19 protein-coding genes and 2 tRNA genes are annotated in these 20,856 nt (G+C 71.3%); 4 read left to right on the plus strand and 17 right to left on the minus strand.

Translation table 11 applies throughout. The annotated features are described in order from the left end of the window. Positions 1-20 precede the first annotated feature (20 nt). Positions 21-2,906, minus strand: a complete 2,886-nt coding sequence (leuS, locus tag ACH4ZA_RS29995; protein ID WP_398432475.1) for a leucine--tRNA ligase — start codon at positions 2,904-2,906, stop codon at positions 21-23. A 426-nt stretch (positions 2,907-3,332) separates the two neighbouring features. Here leuS and ACH4ZA_RS30000 point away from each other — a divergent pair, with 426 nt between their 5' ends. Together ACH4ZA_RS30000 and ACH4ZA_RS30005 are read left to right on the plus strand one after the other, a co-directional pair. Then, a complete protein-coding gene (locus tag ACH4ZA_RS30000) occupies positions 3,333-4,649 on the plus strand; it encodes a cytochrome b/b6 domain-containing protein (protein ID WP_319278780.1) in 1,317 nt (438 codons plus the stop codon). Next, positions 4,646-6,256 carry an NADH-ubiquinone oxidoreductase-F iron-sulfur binding region domain-containing protein gene (locus ACH4ZA_RS30005; protein WP_319278778.1) on the plus strand — a complete coding sequence of 537 codons (1,611 nt, stop codon included), beginning with the start codon at positions 4,646-4,648 and terminating at the stop codon, positions 6,254-6,256. Before ACH4ZA_RS30000 ends, ACH4ZA_RS30005 begins: the two co-directional genes overlap by 4 nt. Before the next feature lie 150 nt (positions 6,257-6,406). On the opposite strand, the gene ACH4ZA_RS30010 is transcribed toward ACH4ZA_RS30005, so the two are convergent. The 4 genes from ACH4ZA_RS30010 to ACH4ZA_RS30025 all read right to left on the minus strand — a co-directional run bounded on the left by ACH4ZA_RS30010 (position 6,407) and on the right by ACH4ZA_RS30025 (position 8,521). After that, positions 6,407-6,479 (minus strand) — tRNA-Ala (locus ACH4ZA_RS30010). A 132-nt stretch (positions 6,480-6,611) separates the two neighbouring features. Continuing rightward, positions 6,612-6,845 carry a hypothetical protein gene (locus ACH4ZA_RS30015; RefSeq protein WP_003976229.1) on the minus strand — a complete coding sequence of 78 codons (234 nt, stop codon included), beginning with the start codon at positions 6,843-6,845 and terminating at the stop codon, positions 6,612-6,614. A 3-nt stretch (positions 6,846-6,848) separates the two neighbouring features. Beyond that, positions 6,849-7,022 (minus strand): hypothetical protein, encoded by a 174-nt coding sequence (locus ACH4ZA_RS30020; RefSeq protein ID WP_398432476.1) that lies wholly within the window; start codon positions 7,020-7,022, stop codon positions 6,849-6,851. A gap of 68 nt (positions 7,023-7,090) precedes the next feature. Continuing rightward, a complete protein-coding gene (locus ACH4ZA_RS30025; RefSeq protein WP_398432491.1) occupies positions 7,091-8,521 on the minus strand; it encodes an MFS transporter in 1,431 nt (476 codons plus the stop codon). Between the two features lie 394 nt (positions 8,522-8,915). On the opposite strand from ACH4ZA_RS30025, the gene ACH4ZA_RS30030 reads away from it, so the two are divergent. Then, positions 8,916-9,740: a helix-turn-helix transcriptional regulator gene (locus ACH4ZA_RS30030; RefSeq protein ID WP_398432492.1), complete on the plus strand. Its 825-nt coding sequence runs from the start codon at positions 8,916-8,918 to the stop codon at positions 9,738-9,740. 92 nt (positions 9,741-9,832) lie between these two features. Here ACH4ZA_RS30030 and ACH4ZA_RS30035 read toward each other — a convergent pair. The 7 genes from ACH4ZA_RS30035 to ACH4ZA_RS30065 all read right to left on the minus strand — a co-directional run bounded on the left by ACH4ZA_RS30035 (position 9,833) and on the right by ACH4ZA_RS30065 (position 14,344). Then, positions 9,833-9,905 (minus strand) — tRNA-Ala (locus ACH4ZA_RS30035). 116 nt (positions 9,906-10,021) lie between these two features. Beyond that, on the minus strand, positions 10,022-10,693 hold the full coding sequence (locus ACH4ZA_RS30040; protein ID WP_319278775.1) for a histidine phosphatase family protein: 672 nt from the start codon (positions 10,691-10,693) through the stop codon (positions 10,022-10,024). Next, on the minus strand, positions 10,690-11,136 hold the full coding sequence (gene rsfS / locus ACH4ZA_RS30045; RefSeq protein ID WP_398432477.1) for a ribosome silencing factor: 447 nt from the start codon (positions 11,134-11,136) through the stop codon (positions 10,690-10,692). Before rsfS ends, ACH4ZA_RS30040 begins: the two co-directional genes overlap by 4 nt. 164 nt (positions 11,137-11,300) lie before the next feature. Continuing rightward, positions 11,301-13,133, minus strand: coding sequence for a LytR C-terminal domain-containing protein (locus tag ACH4ZA_RS30050; protein ID WP_398432478.1), 1,833 nt, complete (start codon positions 13,131-13,133; stop codon positions 11,301-11,303). Positions 13,134-13,149: 16 nt separating this feature from the next. Next, positions 13,150-13,776, minus strand: coding sequence for a nicotinate-nucleotide adenylyltransferase (nadD, locus tag ACH4ZA_RS30055; protein ID WP_398432479.1), 627 nt, complete (start codon positions 13,774-13,776; stop codon positions 13,150-13,152). 96 nt (positions 13,777-13,872) lie between these two features. Beyond that, positions 13,873-14,037, minus strand: a complete 165-nt coding sequence (locus ACH4ZA_RS30060) for a hypothetical protein (RefSeq protein ID WP_319278769.1) — start codon at positions 14,035-14,037, stop codon at positions 13,873-13,875. A 145-nt stretch (positions 14,038-14,182) separates the two neighbouring features. Continuing rightward, positions 14,183-14,344, minus strand: a complete 162-nt coding sequence (locus ACH4ZA_RS30065; RefSeq protein WP_319278767.1) for a hypothetical protein — start codon at positions 14,342-14,344, stop codon at positions 14,183-14,185. 137 nt (positions 14,345-14,481) lie between these two features. Between ACH4ZA_RS30065 and ACH4ZA_RS30070 the strand changes: the two genes are divergently transcribed. Continuing rightward, positions 14,482-15,639 (plus strand): M48 family metallopeptidase, encoded by a 1,158-nt coding sequence (locus ACH4ZA_RS30070; protein WP_398432480.1) that lies wholly within the window; start codon positions 14,482-14,484, stop codon positions 15,637-15,639. A 25-nt stretch (positions 15,640-15,664) separates the two neighbouring features. On the opposite strand, the gene ACH4ZA_RS30075 is transcribed toward ACH4ZA_RS30070, so the two are convergent. The 5 genes from ACH4ZA_RS30075 to proB all read right to left on the minus strand — a co-directional run bounded on the left by ACH4ZA_RS30075 (position 15,665) and on the right by proB (position 20,761). Then, positions 15,665-16,735: a hypothetical protein gene (locus ACH4ZA_RS30075; protein WP_319278763.1), complete on the minus strand. Its 1,071-nt coding sequence runs from the start codon at positions 16,733-16,735 to the stop codon at positions 15,665-15,667. A 123-nt stretch (positions 16,736-16,858) separates the two neighbouring features. Next, a complete protein-coding gene (locus ACH4ZA_RS30080) occupies positions 16,859-17,461 on the minus strand; it encodes a hypothetical protein (protein WP_398432481.1) in 603 nt (200 codons plus the stop codon). Positions 17,462-17,564: 103 nt separating this feature from the next. Next, on the minus strand, positions 17,565-18,851 hold the full coding sequence (locus ACH4ZA_RS30085) for a glutamate-5-semialdehyde dehydrogenase (protein ID WP_319278758.1): 1,287 nt from the start codon (positions 18,849-18,851) through the stop codon (positions 17,565-17,567). Positions 18,852-18,990: 139 nt separating this feature from the next. Next, positions 18,991-19,500, minus strand: a complete 510-nt coding sequence (locus ACH4ZA_RS30090) for a hypothetical protein (protein ID WP_319278757.1) — start codon at positions 19,498-19,500, stop codon at positions 18,991-18,993. 154 nt (positions 19,501-19,654) lie between these two features. Then, a complete protein-coding gene (proB, locus tag ACH4ZA_RS30095; protein ID WP_319278819.1) occupies positions 19,655-20,761 on the minus strand; it encodes a glutamate 5-kinase in 1,107 nt (368 codons plus the stop codon). Between the last annotated feature and the right edge of the window lie 95 nt (positions 20,762-20,856).

Genomic DNA, 20,856 nt, shown 5'->3' on the forward strand with positions numbered 1-20,856 from the left:
CCGTGCGCGAAGGCCGGCCCTCACGCCGGAACGATGTTCACCAGCTTCGGCGCCCGCACGATCACCTTGCGGATACCGGCCCCGCCCAGCGCCTTGACGACCGCCTCGTCGGCCAGCGCGACCTTCTCCAGCTCGTCGTCGGAGATGGCCGGGGAGACCTCCAGGCGCGCCTTGACCTTGCCCTTGATCTGCACGACGCAGGTCACGCTCTCGTCCACGACGTACGCCGGGTCGGCGACGGGCAGGTCCTGGTGGACGACCGAATCGGTGTGGCCCAGCTTGCGCCACAGTTCCTCGGCGATGTGCGGGGCCAGCGGGGCCGTCAGCAGCACCAGGTCCTCGGCGACCGTGCGCGGCAGCGCACCGCCCGCCTTGGTCAGGTGGTTGTTCAGCTCGGTGATCTTGGCGATGGCGGTGTTGAAGCGCAGGCCCTCCAGGTCCTGGCGCACCCCGTCGATGGCCTTGTGCAGGGCCCGCAGGGTCGGCTCGTCGGCCTCGACGTCGACGACGGTCACCTCGCCGGTGGCCTCGTCGACGATGTTGCGCCACAGCCGCTGCAGCAGGCGGTACTGGCCGACCACCGCGCGGGTGTCCCAGGGGCGCGAGACGTCCAGCGGGCCCATCGCCATCTCGTACAGGCGCAGCGTGTCGGCGCCGTACTCGGCGCAGATCTCGTCCGGAGTGACGGCGTTCTTCAGGGACTTGCCCATCTTCCCGTACTCACGCTTCACCGGCGCGCCCTGGTACAGGTACGTGCCGTCCCGCTCCTCGACCTCGGCGGCCGGGACGTACACGCCGCGGGAGTCGGTGTACGCGTAGGCCTGGATCATGCCCTGGTTGAACAGCTTGTGGAACGGCTCCGCGGAGGAGACGTGCCCCAGGTCGAACAGCACCTTGGACCAGAAGCGCGCGTACAGCAGGTGCAGCACGGCGTGCTCGGCCCCGCCGACGTACAGGTCGACGCCACCGTGCGGCTGCCCCTCGCGGGGGCCCATCCAGTACTGCTCGACGGCCGGGTCCACCAGCCGCTCGCTGTTGTGCGGGTCCAGGTAGCGCAGCTCGTACCAGCAGGAACCCGCCCAGTTCGGCATGGTGTTGGTCTCGCGGCGGTAGCGTCGCGGGCCGGAGCCGTCGCCCAGGTCCAGCGTGACGTTGACCCAGTCCGCGTTGCGGGACAGCGGCGTCTCCGGGGACGTGTCCGCGTCGTCCGGCTCGAAGGTGCGGGGAGAGTAGTCCTCGACCTCCGGCAGCTCCAGGGGCAGCATCGACTCGGGCAGCGGGTGGGCGACGCCGTCCTCGTCGTAGACGATCGGGAAGGGCTCGCCCCAGTACCGCTGGCGGCTGAACAGCCAGTCGCGCAGGCGGAAGTTGACGGTTCCTTCGCCGATGCCCTTCGCCTCGAGCCACTCGGTGATGCGCGCCTTGGCGTCGACGACGCCCAGGCCGTTCAGGCTGATCTCGTCGTTCGCCGAGTCGATGATCTTCGCGTCGTACGAGGCGAAGGCGTTCTCCCAGGTCGACGTGTCGGTGCCGCGGCCGTCGGTCGGCTCGACGATGCAGCGGACGGGCAGCTCGAAGGCGCGCGCGAACTCGAAGTCGCGCTGGTCGCCCGCCGGGACGGCCATGATCGCGCCGGTGCCGTAGCCCATCAGGACGTAGTCGGCGATGAAGACGGGGACCTGCGCGCCGTTGACCGGGTTGGTCGCGTACACGCCGGTGAAGACGCCGGTCTTGTCCTTGGCCTCGGCCTGGCGCTCGACGTCGGACTTCGCGGCCGCCTGCGCGCGGTACGCGGCGACGGCGTCGACGGGGGTGGCGTGGCCGCCCGTCCAGACGTCGTGCGTGCCCTCGGGCCAGGCCTGCGGGGTGAACTTGTCGACCAGCGGGTGCTCGGGCGCCAGGACCATGTAGGTCGCGCCGAACAGGGTGTCCGGGCGCGTGGTGAAGACCGAGATCCGCTCGCCGTCCACGGGGAAGTCGACGCGGGCGCCTTCGGAGCGGCCGATCCAGTTGCGCTGCTGCAGCTTGATGGCCTCGGGCCAGTCCAGCGCGTCCAGGTCGTTCAGCAGGCGGTCCGCGTAGGCGGTGATGCGCATGTTCCACTGGCGCAGCTTGGCCTTGAAGACGGGGAAGTTGCCGCGCTCGGAGCGGCCGTCGGCGGTGACCTCCTCGTTGGCCAGCACGGTGCCCAGGCCGGGACACCAGTTGACCGGTGCGTCGGAGGCGTAGGCCAGACGGAACTCCCCCAGGACGTCGGCGCGCTCGGAGGCCGTCAGCTCGTGCCACGCGCGCGTGTGCCCCGGTACGGACCGCTCACCGGACTCGAACTGGGCGACCAGCGCGGCGATCGGGCGGGCCTTGTCCGCGTCCTCGTCGTACCAGGAGTTGAAGATCTGCAGGAAGATCCACTGGGTCCACTTGTAGTACTCGGGATCGATCGTGGCGAACGACCGTCGCTTGTCGTGGCCCAGGCCCAGCCGGCGCAGCTGGGACTTCATGTTCTCGATGTTGGCCTCGGTGGACACACGCGGGTGCGTGCCGGTCTGCACGGCGTACTGCTCGGCGGGCAGGCCGAAGGCGTCGAAGCCCAGGGTGTGCAGGACGTTGTGGCCGGTCATGCGCTGGAAGCGCGCGAAGACGTCGGTCGCGATGTACCCCAGCGGGTGGCCGACGTGCAGGCCCGCACCGGAGGGATAGGGGAACATGTCCATGATGAACTTCTTGGGCCGGGCGACCAGCTCGGGGTCACCGGCCAGGTCGCCCTCCGGGTTCGGCGCGGCGTAGGTGCCCTCGGCGTCCCAGAAGTCCTGCCAGCGTGCCTCGATCTCGGCGGCCATGGCTGCCGTGTAGCGGTGCGGCGCGGCCTCTGCCGGGACAGCGGCGGCAGCGGGGTTCGTCTCGCTCATGGTCCTCAAAGCTCCATCGATCGTCTCTGCCAGCGGGTTGTCGTCAGGAAACGAAAAATCCCCTCGCACAGGAGGGGACGCCGCGCCGATTCCGAACCGTCCGTTCACCGGCGGTCGGGACTGATCAGCGCGGCTCGCTAAGCAGAAGGCGTACAGCACGCATGGCGTTAGGGTACCGCAGGCCTTGAGCACGAGGCCACGCGCTTACGTATGCATGGTCGAGACAACGTTGCTGCGCCGGGAACGGGGGGTCAGAGCTGCATCCAGGGTCATGGTTACTTCGCGTAACAGCCGCTAAAGGACATCACAACAGTCACATCGTCGTTTCATAACAACGCAATAACTCAAACCTCGTACCCATCGGTATGGAGCCACTTAGAGTTCGGCAGCGGGACCGCTTTCCCGAAACTGCTCGGAGTTGCCCCCATGAACCCTCGTTCCAGTAACAGCACGCTCCCCAAGCCCGGCCGGTCGGTCTACGGGTTGGCGACGGCTGTCGTCCTGGTCCTCATACCTGTGGTCGTGCTGGTCGGCGGCGACCAGCTGCAGGCATTCCTCAACTTCGGTGCGGGTGTCCTGTCGCTGGTGTGCCTCACCTGCTCGGTCATCTGGGGCCTCGTCGCCCAGGACCGGCTCATCCTCAACACACGTCAGCGGATCCTCGCGCAGGGCGTCCACCGCGTGACCGCCGTCGGCTCCATCGCTTTCCTCGTGGTGCACATCACCGTCAAACTGGCGCTGGAGCACACCGTCCTGATCGCCGCGCTGATCCCCTTCAGCCTGGGCGTCAAGGGCAGCGCCGGACTCATCGGCCTCGGCTCCCTGGCCGCCCTGCTCATGATCTTCGTGGGCATCACCGGTGCGCTGCGCAACCAGTTCGCCGCGCCGGCCGAGGTCGCCGCCCGCTGGCGCGCGATGCACATGCTGGCCTACCCGGCGCTGTGCGCGGCCCTCATCCACGGCCTCTTCGCAGGGCGCGCGGCGAAGCCGTTCTTCATGGTCTCGTACGAGCTCTGCCTGGCCGGCGTCATGGCCGCCCTCGCACTGCGCGCCGCCCCGCGCCCCTTCAAGCGCAGGGTCGCCGACCGCATCACCGCGTTCCTGGGCGCGCCGGACCGCTCCGCCATGGACGGTCTCGAGGCGTCACGCGCGCGCGTGTCGGAGACCGGCTCGTCGGCGCTGCCCGGGTACGAGGGCCGCTCCGGCCGTTCGCCGCTGACGGACACCATGAGCTCCACCCGGATGACCCCGCCGTCGGCGTCGCCGCTGTACGACACACCCGCCACCCCGGAGCCGGCGAACGGCTTCGCGGCCGCCTACCGGGCCGTCAACACCCCGCCGCGCGGCCAGCAGCCGCCCTACATCGCCGATCAGACGGCTCGCATGGGCATGCCGTTCGACCTGCAGCAGGCCACCGAGGCGATCCCGCGCGTCGACAACGGCGGCAGCACCTCGGGCAACTGGCCGATCCCGTCCCCGCCGCCGGTCGGCGAGGCGCCCCAGTCGGTCTACGACCCGCTCCAGGACACGGGATTCACCATCCCGGTCTATGGCAATCCGGGCACTCCGGGATCCGGCGGACGTGACGTGTACGACACAGGTGAGACGAACCCCGGGTACGGCACGTACAACCAGAACAACACGTACAACAGCGGTCCCGCCAACGAACCATCGCCCGGTGCGTCATACGACACACCGGGTTCGGGCGAACCTTGGAACACGCCTTCCGGAGGCTATAGGTGAACGAGGCCCTGCCCGACGTCCCAGAAGTCCGCGTGGTCGGCCTTCCGCAACTCACGTCGGGTTTCGACCTTGTCGAGAGACTTGACCTGCCCATGCACCTGAAGGTGCACGGGCCGCTGGAACCCCTCGGCGGAGAGGCCCTCGCGAAGCTCTCCGAGAACATCAACCTGAAGGGCCGCGGCGGCGCGGGCTTCCCCTTCCACAAGAAGCTGCGCTCGGTCGCGGAGGCCGCGATCAAACGCGGCGTGCGGCCGGTCGTCGTCGTCAACGGCAGCGAGGACGAACCGGCCTGCCGCAAGGACACGGTGCTCATCAACCGTGCCCCGCACCTCATCCTGGACGGCGCGCTGCTCGTCGCGGAGGCGCTGGGTGCCCGCACGCTCGTGGTGGGGGTCACCCGCGAATCCACTCAGCGCTCCATGGAGGCCGCGCTCTCCGAACGCGGCCTCAGCAACGGCCGCAGGTCGGCCCTGAAGGCGTTCGTCCAGCGCAACCCGATCCGCATGGTCACCGGCGCCGCCGCGTCGCTGATCCGTTCCATCGACGGCGGCCCGCCGATCCCGCCCGGCCGCAAGGTCAGCGCCTCGCAGAACGGCGTCGGCGGCGCGCCCACCCTCCTCTCCAACGCCGAGACGTTCGCCCAGCTGGCCATCGCCGCCCGCATCGGCCCGGAGCGGTACGGCAACACCGGCCTGTACGACGAGCCCGGCACCGTGATGCTGACGGTCTCCGGCGCGGTCGCCCGTCCGATGGTGATCGAGGTCCCCACCGGCGTGCCGCTGCGGTACGTCCTCCAGCTCGCGGGCGCCCCGCCGGTGCCCCAGGGCGTGCTGACCGGCGGCTACCACGGCAAGTGGATCGACGCGGCGACGGTCAACGAGGCGGTCGTCTCCCGCAACTCGCTCGACGCGGTGGGCGGGGCGCTCGGCGCCGGCGCGATCCTGCCGATCAGCCAGGAGACCTGCCCGCTGGGCGAGTCCCTGCGCGTGGCCCAGTGGCTGGCCGACGAGAGCGCGGGACAGTGCGGTCCCTGCTACCTCGGCCTGCCGGCCGCCGCGCGCGGCATGGAGGACATCATCAACGGCGGCGGTCCGGCCGCCCTGGAGGCCCTGAAGCAGGTCGCCAAGAACGTCAAGCGGCGCGGCGCCTGCTCGCACCCGGACGGCTCCGCGATGTTCCTGGAGTCGACCATCAAGGCGTTCACCGACGACCTCGCCGCCCATGTCCTCGGCAACGGCTGCGGACGGCCCGTGGAGGGCGTTCTGCCGCTCTTCGAGGCGGGCACGGCCCCCGCGAGCATCACGAGCGGCCGAGCGCCGGAGGAGAGCGGCTCGAGCCGTCAGAAGATCTTCGTCGACTGGACGCTCTGCCGCGGCCACGGCCTGTGCGCCGACATCCTTCCCGAGGTCTTCCAGCTGGGCGCCGACGGCTTCCCGACGGTGGCGCAGGCGAAGGTACCGCAGTACGCCGAGGCGAAAGCTCTACGCGCGGTGCGTCGCTGTCCGGCGCTGGCCCTGCGCATCGAGGAGGACACGCGCGCGCAGGCGCCCGCACGCAACCTCCCGGTTCTCTCCCAGGGCCGCGGCCGCCGCGCCCTCGGCCGCTGAGAAGCACGACGGCAGCAGACGGATCGGGGCCGCCCGGCAACGGGCGGCCCCGATCCGTCCATGCCGACGGGCGCGCGAGAACGGGGCGCGGCCGACCCTGAACGCAAAAAAGATCCCGCCGGATCGCATCCGATCCGGCGGGATCTGCTGTGGAGCTAAGGAGAATTGAACTCCTGACCTCCTGCATGCCATGCAGGCGCTCTACCAACTGAGCTATAGCCCCTCGCGGCCAAGCGGCAGAGCCGCGGTCCTGACCGTGCCGCCCGGTTTCCCCGGCGGCGACGCCAACTTTACCGGTCCGGCGGCGGACCACCAAATCCTTTCCGCCCCGTCCGATTTCGACCCTTATGCGACGTCACGCGGTGACGAACGAATAGAACCGCTTGAGCGTGCAGTGCTCCTCGAGGAGCCGGCCGTAGATCGGCTCCCCCTCCAGTTCGCGGTACGTCTCGATCGGGTCGCCCTTTATGATCAGCGCCCGCGCGCATTCCTCGCACCAGTACTGGTAGTCGGGATTGACCGGCTCCATGTCACGGACGATCGGGGTGCCGCTGCCGCACCAGTCGCACTTCCGCCTGTGTGCACCCATCGATCAGCTCCAGCTGCGGCCGCAGGCCGTGCACACGTAGGAAACCCCTCCGTTGTCGCCGAGAACCTGAGCCACATGGGCCGAACCGCAGGAGGGGAAGCCGAGACGGGTGGCCTTGCCCCGTCCCACCGCTGTTCCGGAGAGACGACCGACCTCTCCGCGGATGCTCGCAGGCATCGCTACTCCCTCCCGTCGGGCCGCGCCCCCTCCGGTCGTTTGATTCTGCCACGGCCGGAGCAATACGGTCAGCGACGCCTCAGTACCAGTCCGGACACGGCACCCAGGGCAGCTGTCGTAGCGAGCGCGAACATGCATGTGAGAAGCGCTTCCGCCGAGGTATACGCCCCCGGGGCCCCAAGTGACTCAAGGCGGTTGAAGAACAGTGTCCCGAAGGCGGCCACACCGATGAGCTGCCCGAGCTGGGCGACCGTGGCAAGCAGTCCGCCGGCGTCCGCCGCGTCCTCGGGCAGCACGGCGGCCAGCGCCCCCGTCAACGCCGGACTGAAGGCGAGCGCGAGCCCGGCGCCCACTCCGGCGTACGCCGCGTAGAGCCACGCGCCCCCGTGCGCACCGCCCCGGAAGACCAGCCCCACGGCGACCACGGACAGCGCCAGCAGCGCGAACCCGGAGGGAATCAGGGCCCGTTGCCAGGAGGCCGGCCACCTGCGCCACGTCAGCCCGACGGCGCCGAAGACGACCGCGGTCGGCGCGAAGGTGAGACCGGCGCGCAACGCGCTGAAACCCAGGCCGCCCTGGACGTGCAAGGTCAGCACGAACAGGAAGCCGCCGTTGACCGCCATGACGGCCGCCACCCGCAGGACGGCGAGCGCCATCCCCGGGTGACGCAGCACCCGGGGCGCGATCAGCGGGTCGCCGCCACGCCGGGCGAGCCGGGACTCGGCGCCGCAGAAGAGCACGAACACAAGGGCTCCGGCGGCCAGCGACGACCAGGACCACAGGGGCCAGTCCTCCTCCCGCCCGAGCACGAGCGGGACCGTGACCAGCGACACGGCAGCGCCCAGAAGCACCAGCCCGGGCCAGTCCATCCTGCGCGTCCCGCTCCGCGCCGCAGCCCCGGCCACTCCCGCGGCCCGCTCCTCGTGCGCCCCCGCGTCCGCCGCCGAGCGCCCCGGCAGTCCCCCGCCCCGCGGCAGGACGCGCCCGCCCACGACCAGCAGGACGAGACCCACGGGCACGTTCACGAGGAACACCGGCCGCCAGCCGGAGCCCAGCAGATCGGCGTCCACCAGCACACCGCCCGCCACCTGTCCGGCGGCCGCCCCGACCGCGAGGACCGCGGAGTAGACGCCGAGCGCCCGGACCCTCGCCTCCCCGCTGAACGTACGCTGGATCAGGCTGAGCACCTGCGGGATCATCACCGCCGAACCCGCCCCCTGCACCAGCCGGAACACGATCAGCTCGGTGCTGCCCTGCGCCAGACCGCAGGCCAGCGAGGCGGCCGTGAAAAGGGCGAGCCCGGCCAGGTGGACGCGGCCGGGTCCGAACCGGTCGCCGAGCCGCGCACCGGTGATCAGCAGCACGGAGTACGTGATGGCGTACCCGGCGACGACCAGTTGGAGGTCGGCGCCCGAGGCGTCGAGGTCGGAACCGATCGTGGGGGCCGCGACGTTCACGATGAAGACGTCGAGCAGAGCCATGAACTGGGCCGCGAGCACCACCGCCAGCAGCCGCCGCGGCCGATTGTCAGTGGCGGGGTCTTTACTGGCAGCAGGACGTGGAGCGGGTGGGACAACCGGGGGAACCGGGCTCGTCCGGGGTTTCGTCGTCATGCGGTCGAGCGTGACGAGGGTCCGGTACGGGTGCCGAGAGCCCGCCGATGCTGGTACTGACAGCACCTGGCAGGGGACGGCCGGGGGACCGACCATGGGGGCGTGAGATGGGGGCGTGACGATGGGGACGCGGACAGGCACACGGACGCGCGCAGGGGCGGGGCACGGGGCACGGGCCACGGCGGCGCCCGCACCGGAGGCGGGACCGCGGACGATTCCGCGGCCGGGGGCGGAGCCGGGGCGCCCGAAGCCGGGGACGACCGGACGGCGCCGGCCCGAGCTGTCCGCCTTCCTGCGCAGCAGACGCGCCCGGGTGACACCGGGCGACGTCGGCATGCCGCCCGGACTGCGGCGCCGCACACCGGGGCTGCGGCGCGAGGAGGTGGCCCAGCTCTCGGGTGTGGGCGTCACCTGGTACACGTGGCTGGAGCAGGGGCGGCCGATCAACGCCTCCGCACAGGTCCTCGACGCCGTCGCGCGCACGCTGCGGCTCGACGCGCCGGAGCGGGAGCACCTCTACCACCTCGCGGAGGTGCCGTTCACGGCCGCTCCGGAGGCCCTGGTGCAGAGTGTGGGCCCCGAGATCCGGGGCATCATCGACGCGCTGGCGCCGCGGCCGGCCGTGGTCTACAACTCGCGCTACGACATCCTCGCCGCCAACCGCGTCTACCGTGACCTGTTCATCACCCCGGTCGAAGCCTGCTCACCGGGTCCGGACAACGCCTTGTGGCGGCTGTTCACGGTGCGGGAGGAGGACTGCCCGCTGATGTTCCGTGACAAGGAGCTGCCGCTGATGGTGGCCACCCTGCGGGCGGCCTACGGGCTTCATGCCGGGGAGCCCGTCTGGGAGGACTTCATACGCGCGATGTCCGAGGCCAGTCCGCTGTTCGCACGGTTGTGGAAGACCGGGGACGTGGCGGAGCCGGGCCGTCGCGTGAAGGTCTTCCGGCATGCGGCCGTCGGTGAGCTGCGGATGAGCTCCACGTCGCTGACGATCAACGGGATGCCGGAGTGCAGGATCGTCGTCTACACACCCGACGACGAGGAGACGGAGCGGCGCGCGGCTCTGCTGCGGAGCGGGACGACAAAAAATCCCGCCCCCTGAGGGGCGGGACTTCCTGAAGCGATATCGACCGGTCTCTTTCGATCTTTGACAACTCCAGAGAGTGTCGACCGACTGGCCGACCGGCCAATCCGTGGAGCTAAGGAGAATTGAACTCCTGACCTCCTGCATGCCATGCAGGCGCTCTACCAACTGAGCTATAGCCCCTCGCGCCACGCGGTTTCGCGTGGTGTTTCGCCCCGCTCAGCGGTGCGAACAAGAAGAACTCTAGCCTGCGACCTGCCGGAAAGTGAAATCCGAGGCTCGCCGGCCCGACCGGTCGGTCAGTCGTCGTCGCCGAGCACCGGCTCGGGCAGGGTGCCGGCGTTGTGCTCGAGCAGGCGCCAGCCCCGAGCGCCCTCGCCGAGGACGGACCAGCAGCAGTTGGAGAGCCCGCCGAGGCTCTCCCAGCTGTGCGCCTCCAGACCGAGAAGACGGCCGATGGTGGTGCGGATGGTGCCGCCGTGGCTGACGACGACGAGCGTCCCGTCCTCGGGCAGCTTCTCGACGTGCCGCAGGACGACCGGGGCGGCGCGGTCGGCCACCTCGGTCTCCAGCTCGCCGCCGCCGCGGCGCACGGGCTCGCCGCGCTTCCAGGCGGCGTACTCCGCACCGTGCCGGGCGATGATCTCCTCGTGCGTCAGCCCCTGCCACGTGCCCGCGTACGTCTCGCGCAGGGACTCGTCGTGGGTGACCTCGAGACCGGTGAGCGCGGCGAGCTCGGCGGCCGTGGCGGCGGCCCGCGACAGGTCCGAGGCGACGATGGCGTCGGGCCTGAGGGAAGCGAGCAGCCGGGCGGCGCGGCGGGCCTGAGCCATGCCGGTCTCGGTCAGCTCGACGTCCGTCGTGCCCTGGAAGCGGCGCTCCACGTTCCAGGCGGTCTGGCCGTGCCGCCAGAGGATGACCCGGCGGCCACGGCGCTGCTGACGGGACGTCGTCTGCTCCGCAGCTGTCACCGCAGGTCCTCGTATCCGGCGGTCTCGTCCCCCTCGGCCTGCAGTTTGGCGTGCTCCTGGGCCTTGCCGCGGGTCGCGAGGGCGTCGGCGGGCAGCGCCAGCTCGGGGCAGTCCTTCCACAGCCGCTCCAGGGCGTAGAAGACGCGCTCCTCGCTGTGCTGGACGTGGACGACGATGTCGACGTAGTCGAGCAGGATCCAGCGGGCGTCGCGGTCGCCCTCACGGCGCACCGGCTTGACGCCGAGCTCCTTCTGGAGACGCTCCTCGATCTCGTCGACGATCGACTTGACCTGGCGGTCGTTGGGTGCGGAGGCCAGCAGGAAGGCGTCCGTGATCGACAGCACATCGCTGACGTCATAGGCGATGACGTCGTGCGCGAGCTTGTCGGCTGCCGCCTGGGCGGCGGTGTTGATGAGATCGATGGAGCGGTCGGTGGCGGTCACTACGTGGCTTTCCGTCGGCGGACACTTGTCCTCAAGGGTCTCACGGACCGCCGACGGCACCCCACGGGATTACGGCGCCCCCGCGACGGGGAATCACGCGGCGGCGGGTGATCACGCGCGGGGGGCCGCCCGGGCCGGGCCTCCCGCGCATCGTTCCCGTCGGGTCATCCGGTCGAGGAGCGTTTGTAGTCCTTGCCCAGGACGACCGCCACATCGGCGTTCCCGGAGACGGCGCCCTTCTTCACGGCGTCGGTTCCCAGTCCCAGGGTCTTGGCGACCTCGACGGCGTTCTCCTTGTTCGCGGCGTCCCCGTAGAGAACCTCGGAGGCGGCCTTCGTGCCGGACGGCGCGCCGCCCTCCACGAAGGTGAAACCGCCGTTGAGGAGGACCACGCGCGCGTCCTCGGTGTCGGCCTTCGTCCCACTGGCGTTCTGGACGAAGACGCTGACCGCCGCGTCCTTGTCGGGGCTCTTCGCGGTTCCGCCGAGGACGTCCTTGACGACGCTCGCACTGGCCTGGGCGCTGAGCGTGCCGTCGGCGCGGACCGGCAGCAGGGCGGTCTTGTAGTCGCCGCCCTTGGCGAGATCGGCGAGCTTGGCCAGGAAGGCGCCGAGGTCCCTTTCGGTCAGGGACGGGTCGAGAATCTGCGCGAGGGTCTGCACGGTGACCGTGGCGCCCTGCGGGTCGGAGGACACCTTGCGCAGCACGCCCTGCATGACCTGGCCGAACCGCTCCAGCTGGGCGTTCTGGGCCTCGCCCTCGGCGCGGTGGGTGGCGTAGGCGACCGCCATCTTGCCGCTGAGGGTCTGCTTCTCGCCCTTGGCGACGAGGGGGGCCTCGCCCTTCTTGGCGTTCGGGCCGGGCACGGCCGTGTCGGTGTCGACCTCGATGCCGCCGACGAGGTCGACGAGGTTCTGCAGGTACGGCGTGTCGAGGCGCCAGGTGCCCTGGATCCGGGTGCCGAGCACCGTGTCCAGCGCGCCGCGGGTCCCGTCGGAGCCGTCGCCGTCGACGGATTTGGCGAGGGTCGTCGTGGTGCCGTCGTCCTGGGTGAGGACGAGGGAGTTGGGCAACAGGACGGTGGTGCCCTGCTTGGTGGTGGTGTTGTCGACGAGCAGGGCCGTGGAGGTGCCGCCCCGGGCGGTGTCGTGCAGGTGGACCACGACCACGTCACGCTTCTGGGCGGCGGCCGGGGTCGTGGCGCCGGCGCCCGAGTCCGAGGACGACGACAGACCGGGCAGCTTCCCGGCGTACCAGAGGTAGCCCACCCCGCCGGCCGCGACCAGCGCCAGGACCACCACGAGGGCGACGAGCCGGCTGCGGGCACGCCGCTTGGCCTCCTCGCGGCGCTCCGTGCGGTTCTCGGTGAAGTTCAGCCAGTCGATGACGTCCTCGGAGTCACCGTCGGGCTCCTCCACGAACGCGAACTGCTCGGTGCGGTACTCCCGTTGCTCCTTACCGGCGGCTCCGGCGGCATCGTCGTCCCCCCGGACGTCCGTCGCCTCGCCACGGATGCCTGCGCCGACGCCCGACCCGTGCCCCGGGTCCCCGTCCGCGCCGGCCCGCGGCTCGGCGGGGCCGGCCTGTTGAGGAATGTAGGCGGTCTGCTCGGCGGTCCGTGCCTGTTCGGCCCGGGGCTGCTGCCCGGCGGCGGTCTGCCCGTAGGGGTCGTAGGGAGCCTGCGTCGCGGCACCGTACGGGTCGTAGGCGGGGGCGGGCGTCTGCGGGCCGGTGTCGTACGGGTCGTAGGCGGGCGCCTGCCGGCCGCCCGTGGTGTACGGGTCGTAGCCGTACCCCTGCTGCCCGTGGCCCTGCCCGTGGCCCTGGTTCTGGCCCTGGCCCGGCTGCCCCTGGTACTGCTGCTGCCCGTACGGGTCGTAGGGCTGCTGGGGGGCCTGCTGGGGCGGGACCTGCCGGTAGACGGGCTGGCCGTACTCGTCGTAGCCGACCAGTTCGTACTGGTCGCCGCCGTACCCCGCGTCGTGTCGGTCGTTCACCGGTGCCCCTCTCGGCTCACTCGCCGCGGTACAGCTCGCGCTTGTCGATGTAGCGCACGACGCCGTCCGGCACCAGGTACCAGACGGGGTCGCCCTTGGCGACTCTCGCGCGGCAGTCGGTGGAGGAGATGGCGAGCGCGGGCACCTCGACGAGCGAGACGCCGCCTTCGGGCAGGCCGGGATCCATGAGGTTGTGCCCCGGCCGGGTGACGCCGATGAAATGCGCGAGGGAGAACAGCTCGGCGCTGTCCCGCCAGGTCAGGATCTGGCCCAGGGCGTCGGCGCCGGTGATGAAGAAGAGGTCGCTCTCGGGGTTGAGAGCCCGCAGGTCGCGCAGCGTGTCCACGGTGTAGGTGGGGCCGCCGCGGTCGATGTCGATGCGGCTGACCGAGAACTGCGGGTTCTCGGCGGTCGCGATGACCGTCATCAGGTAGCGGTCCTCCGCCGGGGAGACGCTGCGGTGGCTCTTCTGCCAGGGCTGGCCGGTCGGGACGAACACGACCTCGTCCAGGTGGAACTGCGCGGCGACCTCACTGGCCGCCACGAGGTGCCCATGGTGGATCGGATCGAACGTTCCGCCCATGACGCCGAGGCGACGCCTGCCGCGGTTCGACGGGCCCGTGGCCATGTCCTGCTCTCCCATGCGTGCAGACCCTACCGGCCCGGTCGCGGGGGCCCGGCGGGCGAACGCCCGGAGCGCCCCGCTATGCCGGACTGCCCGTCGTCGAACACCGCGGGCTCAGCGGTCGCGGTTGAACCGGGTGGTGATCCACAGCAGGAGCATCAGGACGATGAAGGCGCCGCCACCCGTGACCAGCGGGTCGAGGCTCTGGTGGTTGCCGCCGTGCTCCTCGCCCTCGGCGGCGAGGGTGACCAACTGGGCAGCGGCGCTGTGAAGGCTCATCTTCGGCAGGACCTATCCGATGGAGGTCCCCCCGCTCGAGCGAGGTCGAGAGTGGGGGAAGGCGGGATAAAGACGTCGGCCCATCGTAGACGGGCGGCTCGGCGGCGATCACGCCGACTCCGCCATTGGGAACCTTCCCGTCGGCTCAGTCGTCTTTCCGCTTGTAGCCCCGCAACAGGAACCACGCGGTCAGCGCACAGCCCAGGATCATCACGATCAGTACGACGCGGAGCAGATTCCCCGGCCCCTGCTGCTGGGCGGCGCCGACGGCCTCGTAGAGCCAGGCGGCTGCGGGACGGTGCTCCATGGGGCGGGACTCCTTCGGTGTAGTGCCCGTCCACGGTAACTCCGCCTGGGCCGTCGTCCGCTCAGGGGGCACAAAGGGACGCACAAGGGTCCGCAAAGGGTCAGGTCAAGGGCCACACAGACGCACTGGGGGAAGACATGTCCGACGACGGCCGCAAGCACGACGGCGCCGGCCACGAGCACGTGCCGAGCAGGCAGCGCAGGCGCTTCCCGGGAATCTCCTCGCGTGCGTACGAGCACCCCGCCGACCGTTCCGCCCTGGTCGCGCTGCGCAAGCTGAGCGGTTTCGACACGGTGTTCAAGGCGCTCAGCGGGCTGCTGCCGGAGCGCAGTCTCCGGCTGCTGTTCCTGTCCGACTCGGTACGGGTCTCCGACCAGCAGTTCGCGCACCTCAACGACATGCTGCGGGATGCCTGCCACATCCTGGACCTGGACAAGGTCCCGCCGATGTACGTCAACCAGGATCCGCAGCCCAACGCCATGTGCATCGGTCTGGACGAGCCGATCATCGTGGTCACCACCGGCCTGGTCGAGCTGCTCGACGAGGAGGAGATGCGGGCGGTCGTCGGGCACGAGGTGGGCCACGCGCTGTCCGGGCACGCCGTGTACCGCACGATCCTGCTGTTCCTGACGAACCTCGCGGTCCGGGTCGCCTGGATCCCGCTGGGCAACCTCGCGATCATGGCGATCGTGACGGCGCTGCGCGAGTGGTTCCGCAAGTCGGAGCTGTCCGCCGACCGCGCGGGTCTCCTCGTCGGCCAGGACGTGAAGGCCTCGATGCGGGGTCTGATGAAGATCGCCGGCGGCAACCACCTGCACGAGATGAACGTGGACGCGTTCCTGCAGCAGGCCGAGGAGTACGAGTCGGGCGGCGACCTGCGCGACTCCGTGCTGAAGATCCTCAACGTGCTGCCCCGCACCCACCCCTTCACCACGGTCCGCGCGGCCGAGCTGAAGAAGTGGGCGGAGTCCCGCGACCACCAGCGGATCATGGACGGCCACTACCCGCGGCGCAGCGAGGACAAGGACACCTCGGTCACGGACTCCTTCCGGCAGTCCGCCGCCCACTACGCGACGAGCGTCAAGGGCTCCAAGGATCCGCTGATGAAGCTGGTCAGCGACATAGCGGGCGGCGCGGGCGGCCTGGGCGGGCGCGTCCGGCGCGGCTTCGACGGCTTCACCGGCCCGACCCCGCCGGAGGACCGGCCGCGCAACGGCTCGGACGGGGCCGACGGGGCCGACGGAGAGGGCGGGGCGCAGGGTCCGAAGGACACGCCGCCGCGCGGCGGGAAGTGAGCGGCTCGGCTCCCCCGTCCGGGTCTCACACCCGGGGCTGCGCGCTCGTCGCCAGGGCGCCGCACAGGGCCGTCACACCGCCGGTCGCGTAGGGGTCCGTGCCGGCCGGGCCGCCCGTCTTCGCGGTCTGGCCGGCGAGCAGCGGCCTCAGATGGTTCGTGGAGTCCTCGGCGCAGGAGAGTGGGCCGGCCTGGACGTAGGACACGATCAGCTGGAGCTGGTGGGTGCGCAGATCCTCGCGGTCGAAGCGGAACTGCAGCTCGCGGCGGACGGTGAACAGGGAGGACGGGGCGTCGGCGGCGGCGCCGGCGGGCCGCAGCGCGTACACGAGGGTGTGGTCCGCGGTGACCTCGAGGGTCGAGGAGTCGGTCTCGGCGGCCTGCAAGGTGCCCTGGACCCGGACCTTGCGGTCGGCCAGCTGGGCCAGGGCGGGGTCGAAGCGGACGAGCCAGCCGGTCGGCGCGTGCCGGCCGTCGGCGGCGGGGTGACTGAAGCTCTCGTCGAACTGGTCGAGCTGGTCGGCGTCGATCAGCGCCCGCACGGGCCGCACCTGCTGCCCGGTGAGCACCTCCGGATAGAGGGAGGAGTGCACGATGTACTCCTTGGCCGTGGTCAGCGCGGCCACGACCTGGCTGTCGGAGAAGTGCGCGGTGCGCCGTGAGGCGGGCAGCGGGATGCCCTCGGCGCCGATGCGGAACTGCGCGGCGGGGCTGTGCGCGAAGAGCGATTCGGGTGCGGCGGTCCCGGGCACGGCACCCTGAGGGGAGAGCGGGATGACGGTCATCCGCAGCGGTTCGGCGGTGCGGCGGGCCGACTGGTTCTGGTAGGGGGCGCGCAGGCCCATGTAGATGGCGGAGCCGAAAGCGACGGCGATCAGCACCACCAGGGCCAGCGCCTGCCGGGACAGGCCGCCCCGCCGCCGGGCGGGCCGACGGCGGACGGCGGGCGCGTGGTCGGCCAGGCGCTCGTGCGCGGAGTACTCCTGAATGCGGGCAGCACGGATGAACGATTCGTCGAAGACGACGGATCGGTACTCGTCCTCACCTCCGGAAGTGCCCTCGGGTGTCCCCTCCGGTGGGTCTCCAGGGCCGGCCATACTTTCAGAGTAGGTCGCGCGGACCTCGGGTAAACGCCCCGCTGTACGACAAGTTCTGACAACTGCTCACCGGTTTGGCGTCCGCACGCGCACGACTCGTACGACCTTGCGTCGCACAGGCGTTCACGGAGTGTGCGGGACCACCGAGACGGGTGGCCGGGACTTTTCGGCGGGCGCGGAGGGCGGGGGCACGCTCCCCTGTTCGAGTCCGGTCGTGGCGGGCGACGGCACCTGGTCGCGGCTGCCCGAGGAGGTGCCTCGGTAGACCGCGGCGAAGGCCAGCGCGACCATGCCGACGCCCATGACGAGGGCGAGCATCCAGGCCACGGGACGATGCCAGCGGCTCTGTCTGCCGTACGGTCCGTGGGCGCCGTAGCCACGCTCCCAGGCTTCGGCGAGGTCGACGTCGTCCGGGTCGTCGAAGTCCGGATCATGGCCGAAATCGTCCGCGCCGTAGACGTCCTCGTAGCGGTCGCCTCTGGCGCGGGCTCTGCGGGCCTCGGCCTCCGAGGCCTCGGCTCTCGCCTCGGCGGCGGCAAGGAGGCGTTCCACGGCGGTCGGCTCGTGCACCACGGCCGCCTGTACGAAGGCCTCGTCGAAGACCACGGAGGCGAACTCTTCGTCCGACACTCCGCGGTCGTGGTCGTCGTCGGGCTCCCAGCCGTCAGGGAACGGCGTACCCCCCACGTCCTCCGGCACATGTCCAGAGTAGACCTGGGGGGTCAATTTGGGCAGGCGGAACGGAAATTCGGGGGCCGGATGAGATGCCTCTCACGGCGTTCGCCGCGGGGTGGCGCACTCGGCCGTCCGGGCGTCTCCGGCGCCCGGGTCAGCGCCGTACGTGTCCGTCGCCCGTGACGATGTACTTCGTGCTGGTCAGCTCCGGCAGGCCCATGGGACCGCGAGCATGCAGCTTCTGGGTGGAGATGCCGATCTCCGCGCCGAAGCCGAACTGGCCCCCGTCGGTGAAGCGGGTGGAGGCGTTGACGGCCACCGTGGTGGAGTCGACCAGCTGGGTGAAACGGCGGGCCGCCTGCTGCGACGTGGTGACGATGGCCTCGGTGTGGCCGGAGGTCCACAGCCGGATGTGCTCGACGGCCCGGTCCAGCGAGTCGACCACGGCGGCGGCGATGTCGTAGGAGAGGTACTCGGTCTCCCAGTCCTCCGGGGTCGCCTCGACGACGGTCGCCTTGGAGTCCTCGGCGTACGCCAGCACGCGCTCGTCGGCGTGCACGGTCACGCCGGCCTCGGCGAGGGCGTCGAGGGCACGGGGCAGGAACTCGGGGGCGATGTCCTGGTGGACGAGGAGGGTCTCGGCGGCGTTGCAGACGCTGACCCGGTGGGCCTTGGAGTTGATCAGGATGTCGATCGCCATGTCGAGGTCGGCGTGGGCGTCGACGTAGACGTGGCAGTTGCCGGTGCCGGTCTCGATGACGGGGACGGTGGACTCCGTGACCACGGTCTGGATGAGCGAGGCGCCGCCGCGCGGGATGAGGACGTCGACCAGTCCGCGGGCGCGCATCAGCTCGCGGACGCTGTCGCGGCTCTCACCGGGCACCAGCTGCACGGCGTCGGCGGGCAGCCCGGCCCCGCCCACCGCGTCGCGGATCACCCGGACGAGGGCGCTGTTCGACTCATGGGCGGAGGAGGACCCCCGCAGCAGGACCGCGTTGCCCGACTTCAGGCAGAGCGCGGCGGCGTCGACGGTGACGTTCGGACGCGCCTCGTAGATGATGCCGACGACGCCGAGCGGGACCCGCACCTGGCGCAGGTCGATGCCGTTGGGCAGGGTCGAGCCGCGGACGACCTCGCCGACCGGGTCGGGCAGCGCGACGACGTCCCGCACGTCGGAGGCGATGGCGCGGACCCGCTCCGGGGTGAGGGTCAGCCGGTCGACGACGGATTCGCTGGTGCCGTTCTCGCGGGCCTTGGCGATGTCCTTGGCGTTGGCCTCGACGATCTCGCTGGTACGGACCTCCAGCGCGTCCGCGATGGCGAGCAACGCGTCGTCCTTGGCGGCCCGGGGCAGCGGCGCGAGGTCGGCGGCGGCCGCCTTGGCACGGTAGGCGGCCCGGGTGACCGGGGACATGGAGTCGTACGGCGAGAGCGTGGTCATAAGGGAAGGGTAGTGCGCCGCACCGGCCCGCTCACCGCTCGTTCCACACCCCGAGACTCCCCCGGGGCGGCTTTTTCGGGCACGGCGGCGAGGGGCGCCGGACGAGGTGCACCAGACGAGGTGCACCGGACGAGGGGCGTCAGTAGGGGTGGACTCCTACGGGCGTCGCCGGGGCCGGGCCGTAACCCTCGGCGATGCGCTGGTGGTAGGTCTGGCGGTCGATGACCTCGAGGCCGACGATCTCCCAGGGCGGCAGGCCGGCCGTCTGGCGGTGCTCGCCCCACAGGCGCAGGGCGACGGCGGCCGCGTCATGCAGGTCGCGGGCCTCCTCCCAGTACCGGATCTCGGCGTGATCGCCCGCGTATCTGCTGGTCAGGAGGAAGGGATGATCGTGGGCGAGCTGCTCCAGAGCCCGCCGGACCTCCTGCACCGGGGCCTCCTCGCCGGAGACGCTGAGCGTGACGTGCCACAGCCGCGCGATCTCCACGGGCCGGCCGCCCTGCGACTCGGCGACCTCCTGCGCCCGGTAGCGCTCACCGGCGGCCACGCTGGTCAGGGCGCGTTCCTCGCCGGGCGGGCGCGGCGCTGCCGAGCCGGCCCCGCCGGTACTCCCACGAGCCGCTGCCACCCCAGGGCGCACTCGTCTCACGACGGCCTCCTTTACGCAGCGCTCGTGCGGATGTCCCGCGTTTCGCCGCGGCAGCCCGCGGCCCGTGTCCCTGAGACAAAGTTGAGCAGGCCGCACGGCTTCGCGGGGCGGTTTCACGGAACGTCCCCCACCGGTACGGATCGTTCGAGCGTGTTTACGGGTGGAGGATCACCAGGTCGTCCCGGTGGACGACCTCACGCTCGTACTCCGCTCCCAGTTCGCGTGCCAGGTCCCGGGTCGACCGGCCGATCAGCTGGGGGATCTCCTTGGCGTCGAAGTTGACCAGACCGCGGGCCACCGCCCGCCCCCGGGCGTCCCGCAGCTCCACGGGGTCGCCCGCGCTGAACTCGCCCTCGACGGACGCGATCCCGGCCGGCAGCAGCGACGTGCGCCGCTCGACCACCGCGCGCACCGCGCCGTCGTCCAGGGTCAGGGAGCCCTGCGGGGTCGAGGCGTGCTGAAGCCACAGCAGCCGGTCCGCGGAGCGCTTGCCGGTCGGACGGAAGTAGGTGCCGGTGTCCCCGCCCGCCAGGGCGTCCGCCGCGTGGACGGCGCTGGTGAGCACCACGGGGATGCCGGCGGCGGCGGCGATCCGGGCGGCCTCGACCTTGGTGACCATGCCGCCGGTGCCGACGCCCGCCTTGCCGGCGCTGCCGATCTCGACGTGGGCGAGGTCGTCGGGGCCGCGCACCTCGGCGATCCGCGAGGTGCCGGGTGTGCTGGGGTCGCCGTCGTAGACGCCGTCGACGTCCGACAGCAGGACCAGCAGGTCGGCGTGGACGAGGTGGGCGACGAGGGCGGCGAGCCGGTCGTTGTCGCCGAAGCGGATCTCGTCGGTGGCGACGGTGTCGTTCTCGTTGACGATCGGGAAGGCGCCCATCGCGAGCAGCTTGTCGAGGGTGCGGGAGGCGTTGCGGTGGTGGGCGCGGCGGCTCATGTCGTCGCTGGTCAGCAGGACCTGCCCGACACGCACGCCGTAGCGGGCGAACGAGGCGGTGTAGCGGGCGACGAGGAGCCCCTGGCCGACGCTGGCGGCGGCCTGCTGCCGGGCGAGGTCCTTGGGGCGGCGGCGCAGCCCCAGCGGGGCGAGCCCGGCGGCGATGGCGCCGGAGGAGACGAGGACGACTTCCCTCTCTCCCCCGCTGCGGCTCTTGGCGAGGACGTCGACGAGCGCGTCGACCCGGTCCGCGTCGAGACCGCCCGAGGCGGTGGTCAGCGACGAGGAGCCGACCTTCACGACGATCCTGCGGGCCTCGCCCACGGCCTGCCTTGCCCCTGCCACCTTGTTCTTCGCCCCTTGTGTAGGTCCACGGCTGCCCTGTCCGGCAATCTACGCGAACGGGGCCCGGGACCGCT

Origin of the sequence: Streptomyces sp. NPDC020597 (assembly GCF_044335095.1) — a bacterium.
Lineage (GTDB): Bacteria > Actinomycetota > Actinomycetes > Streptomycetales > Streptomycetaceae > Streptomyces.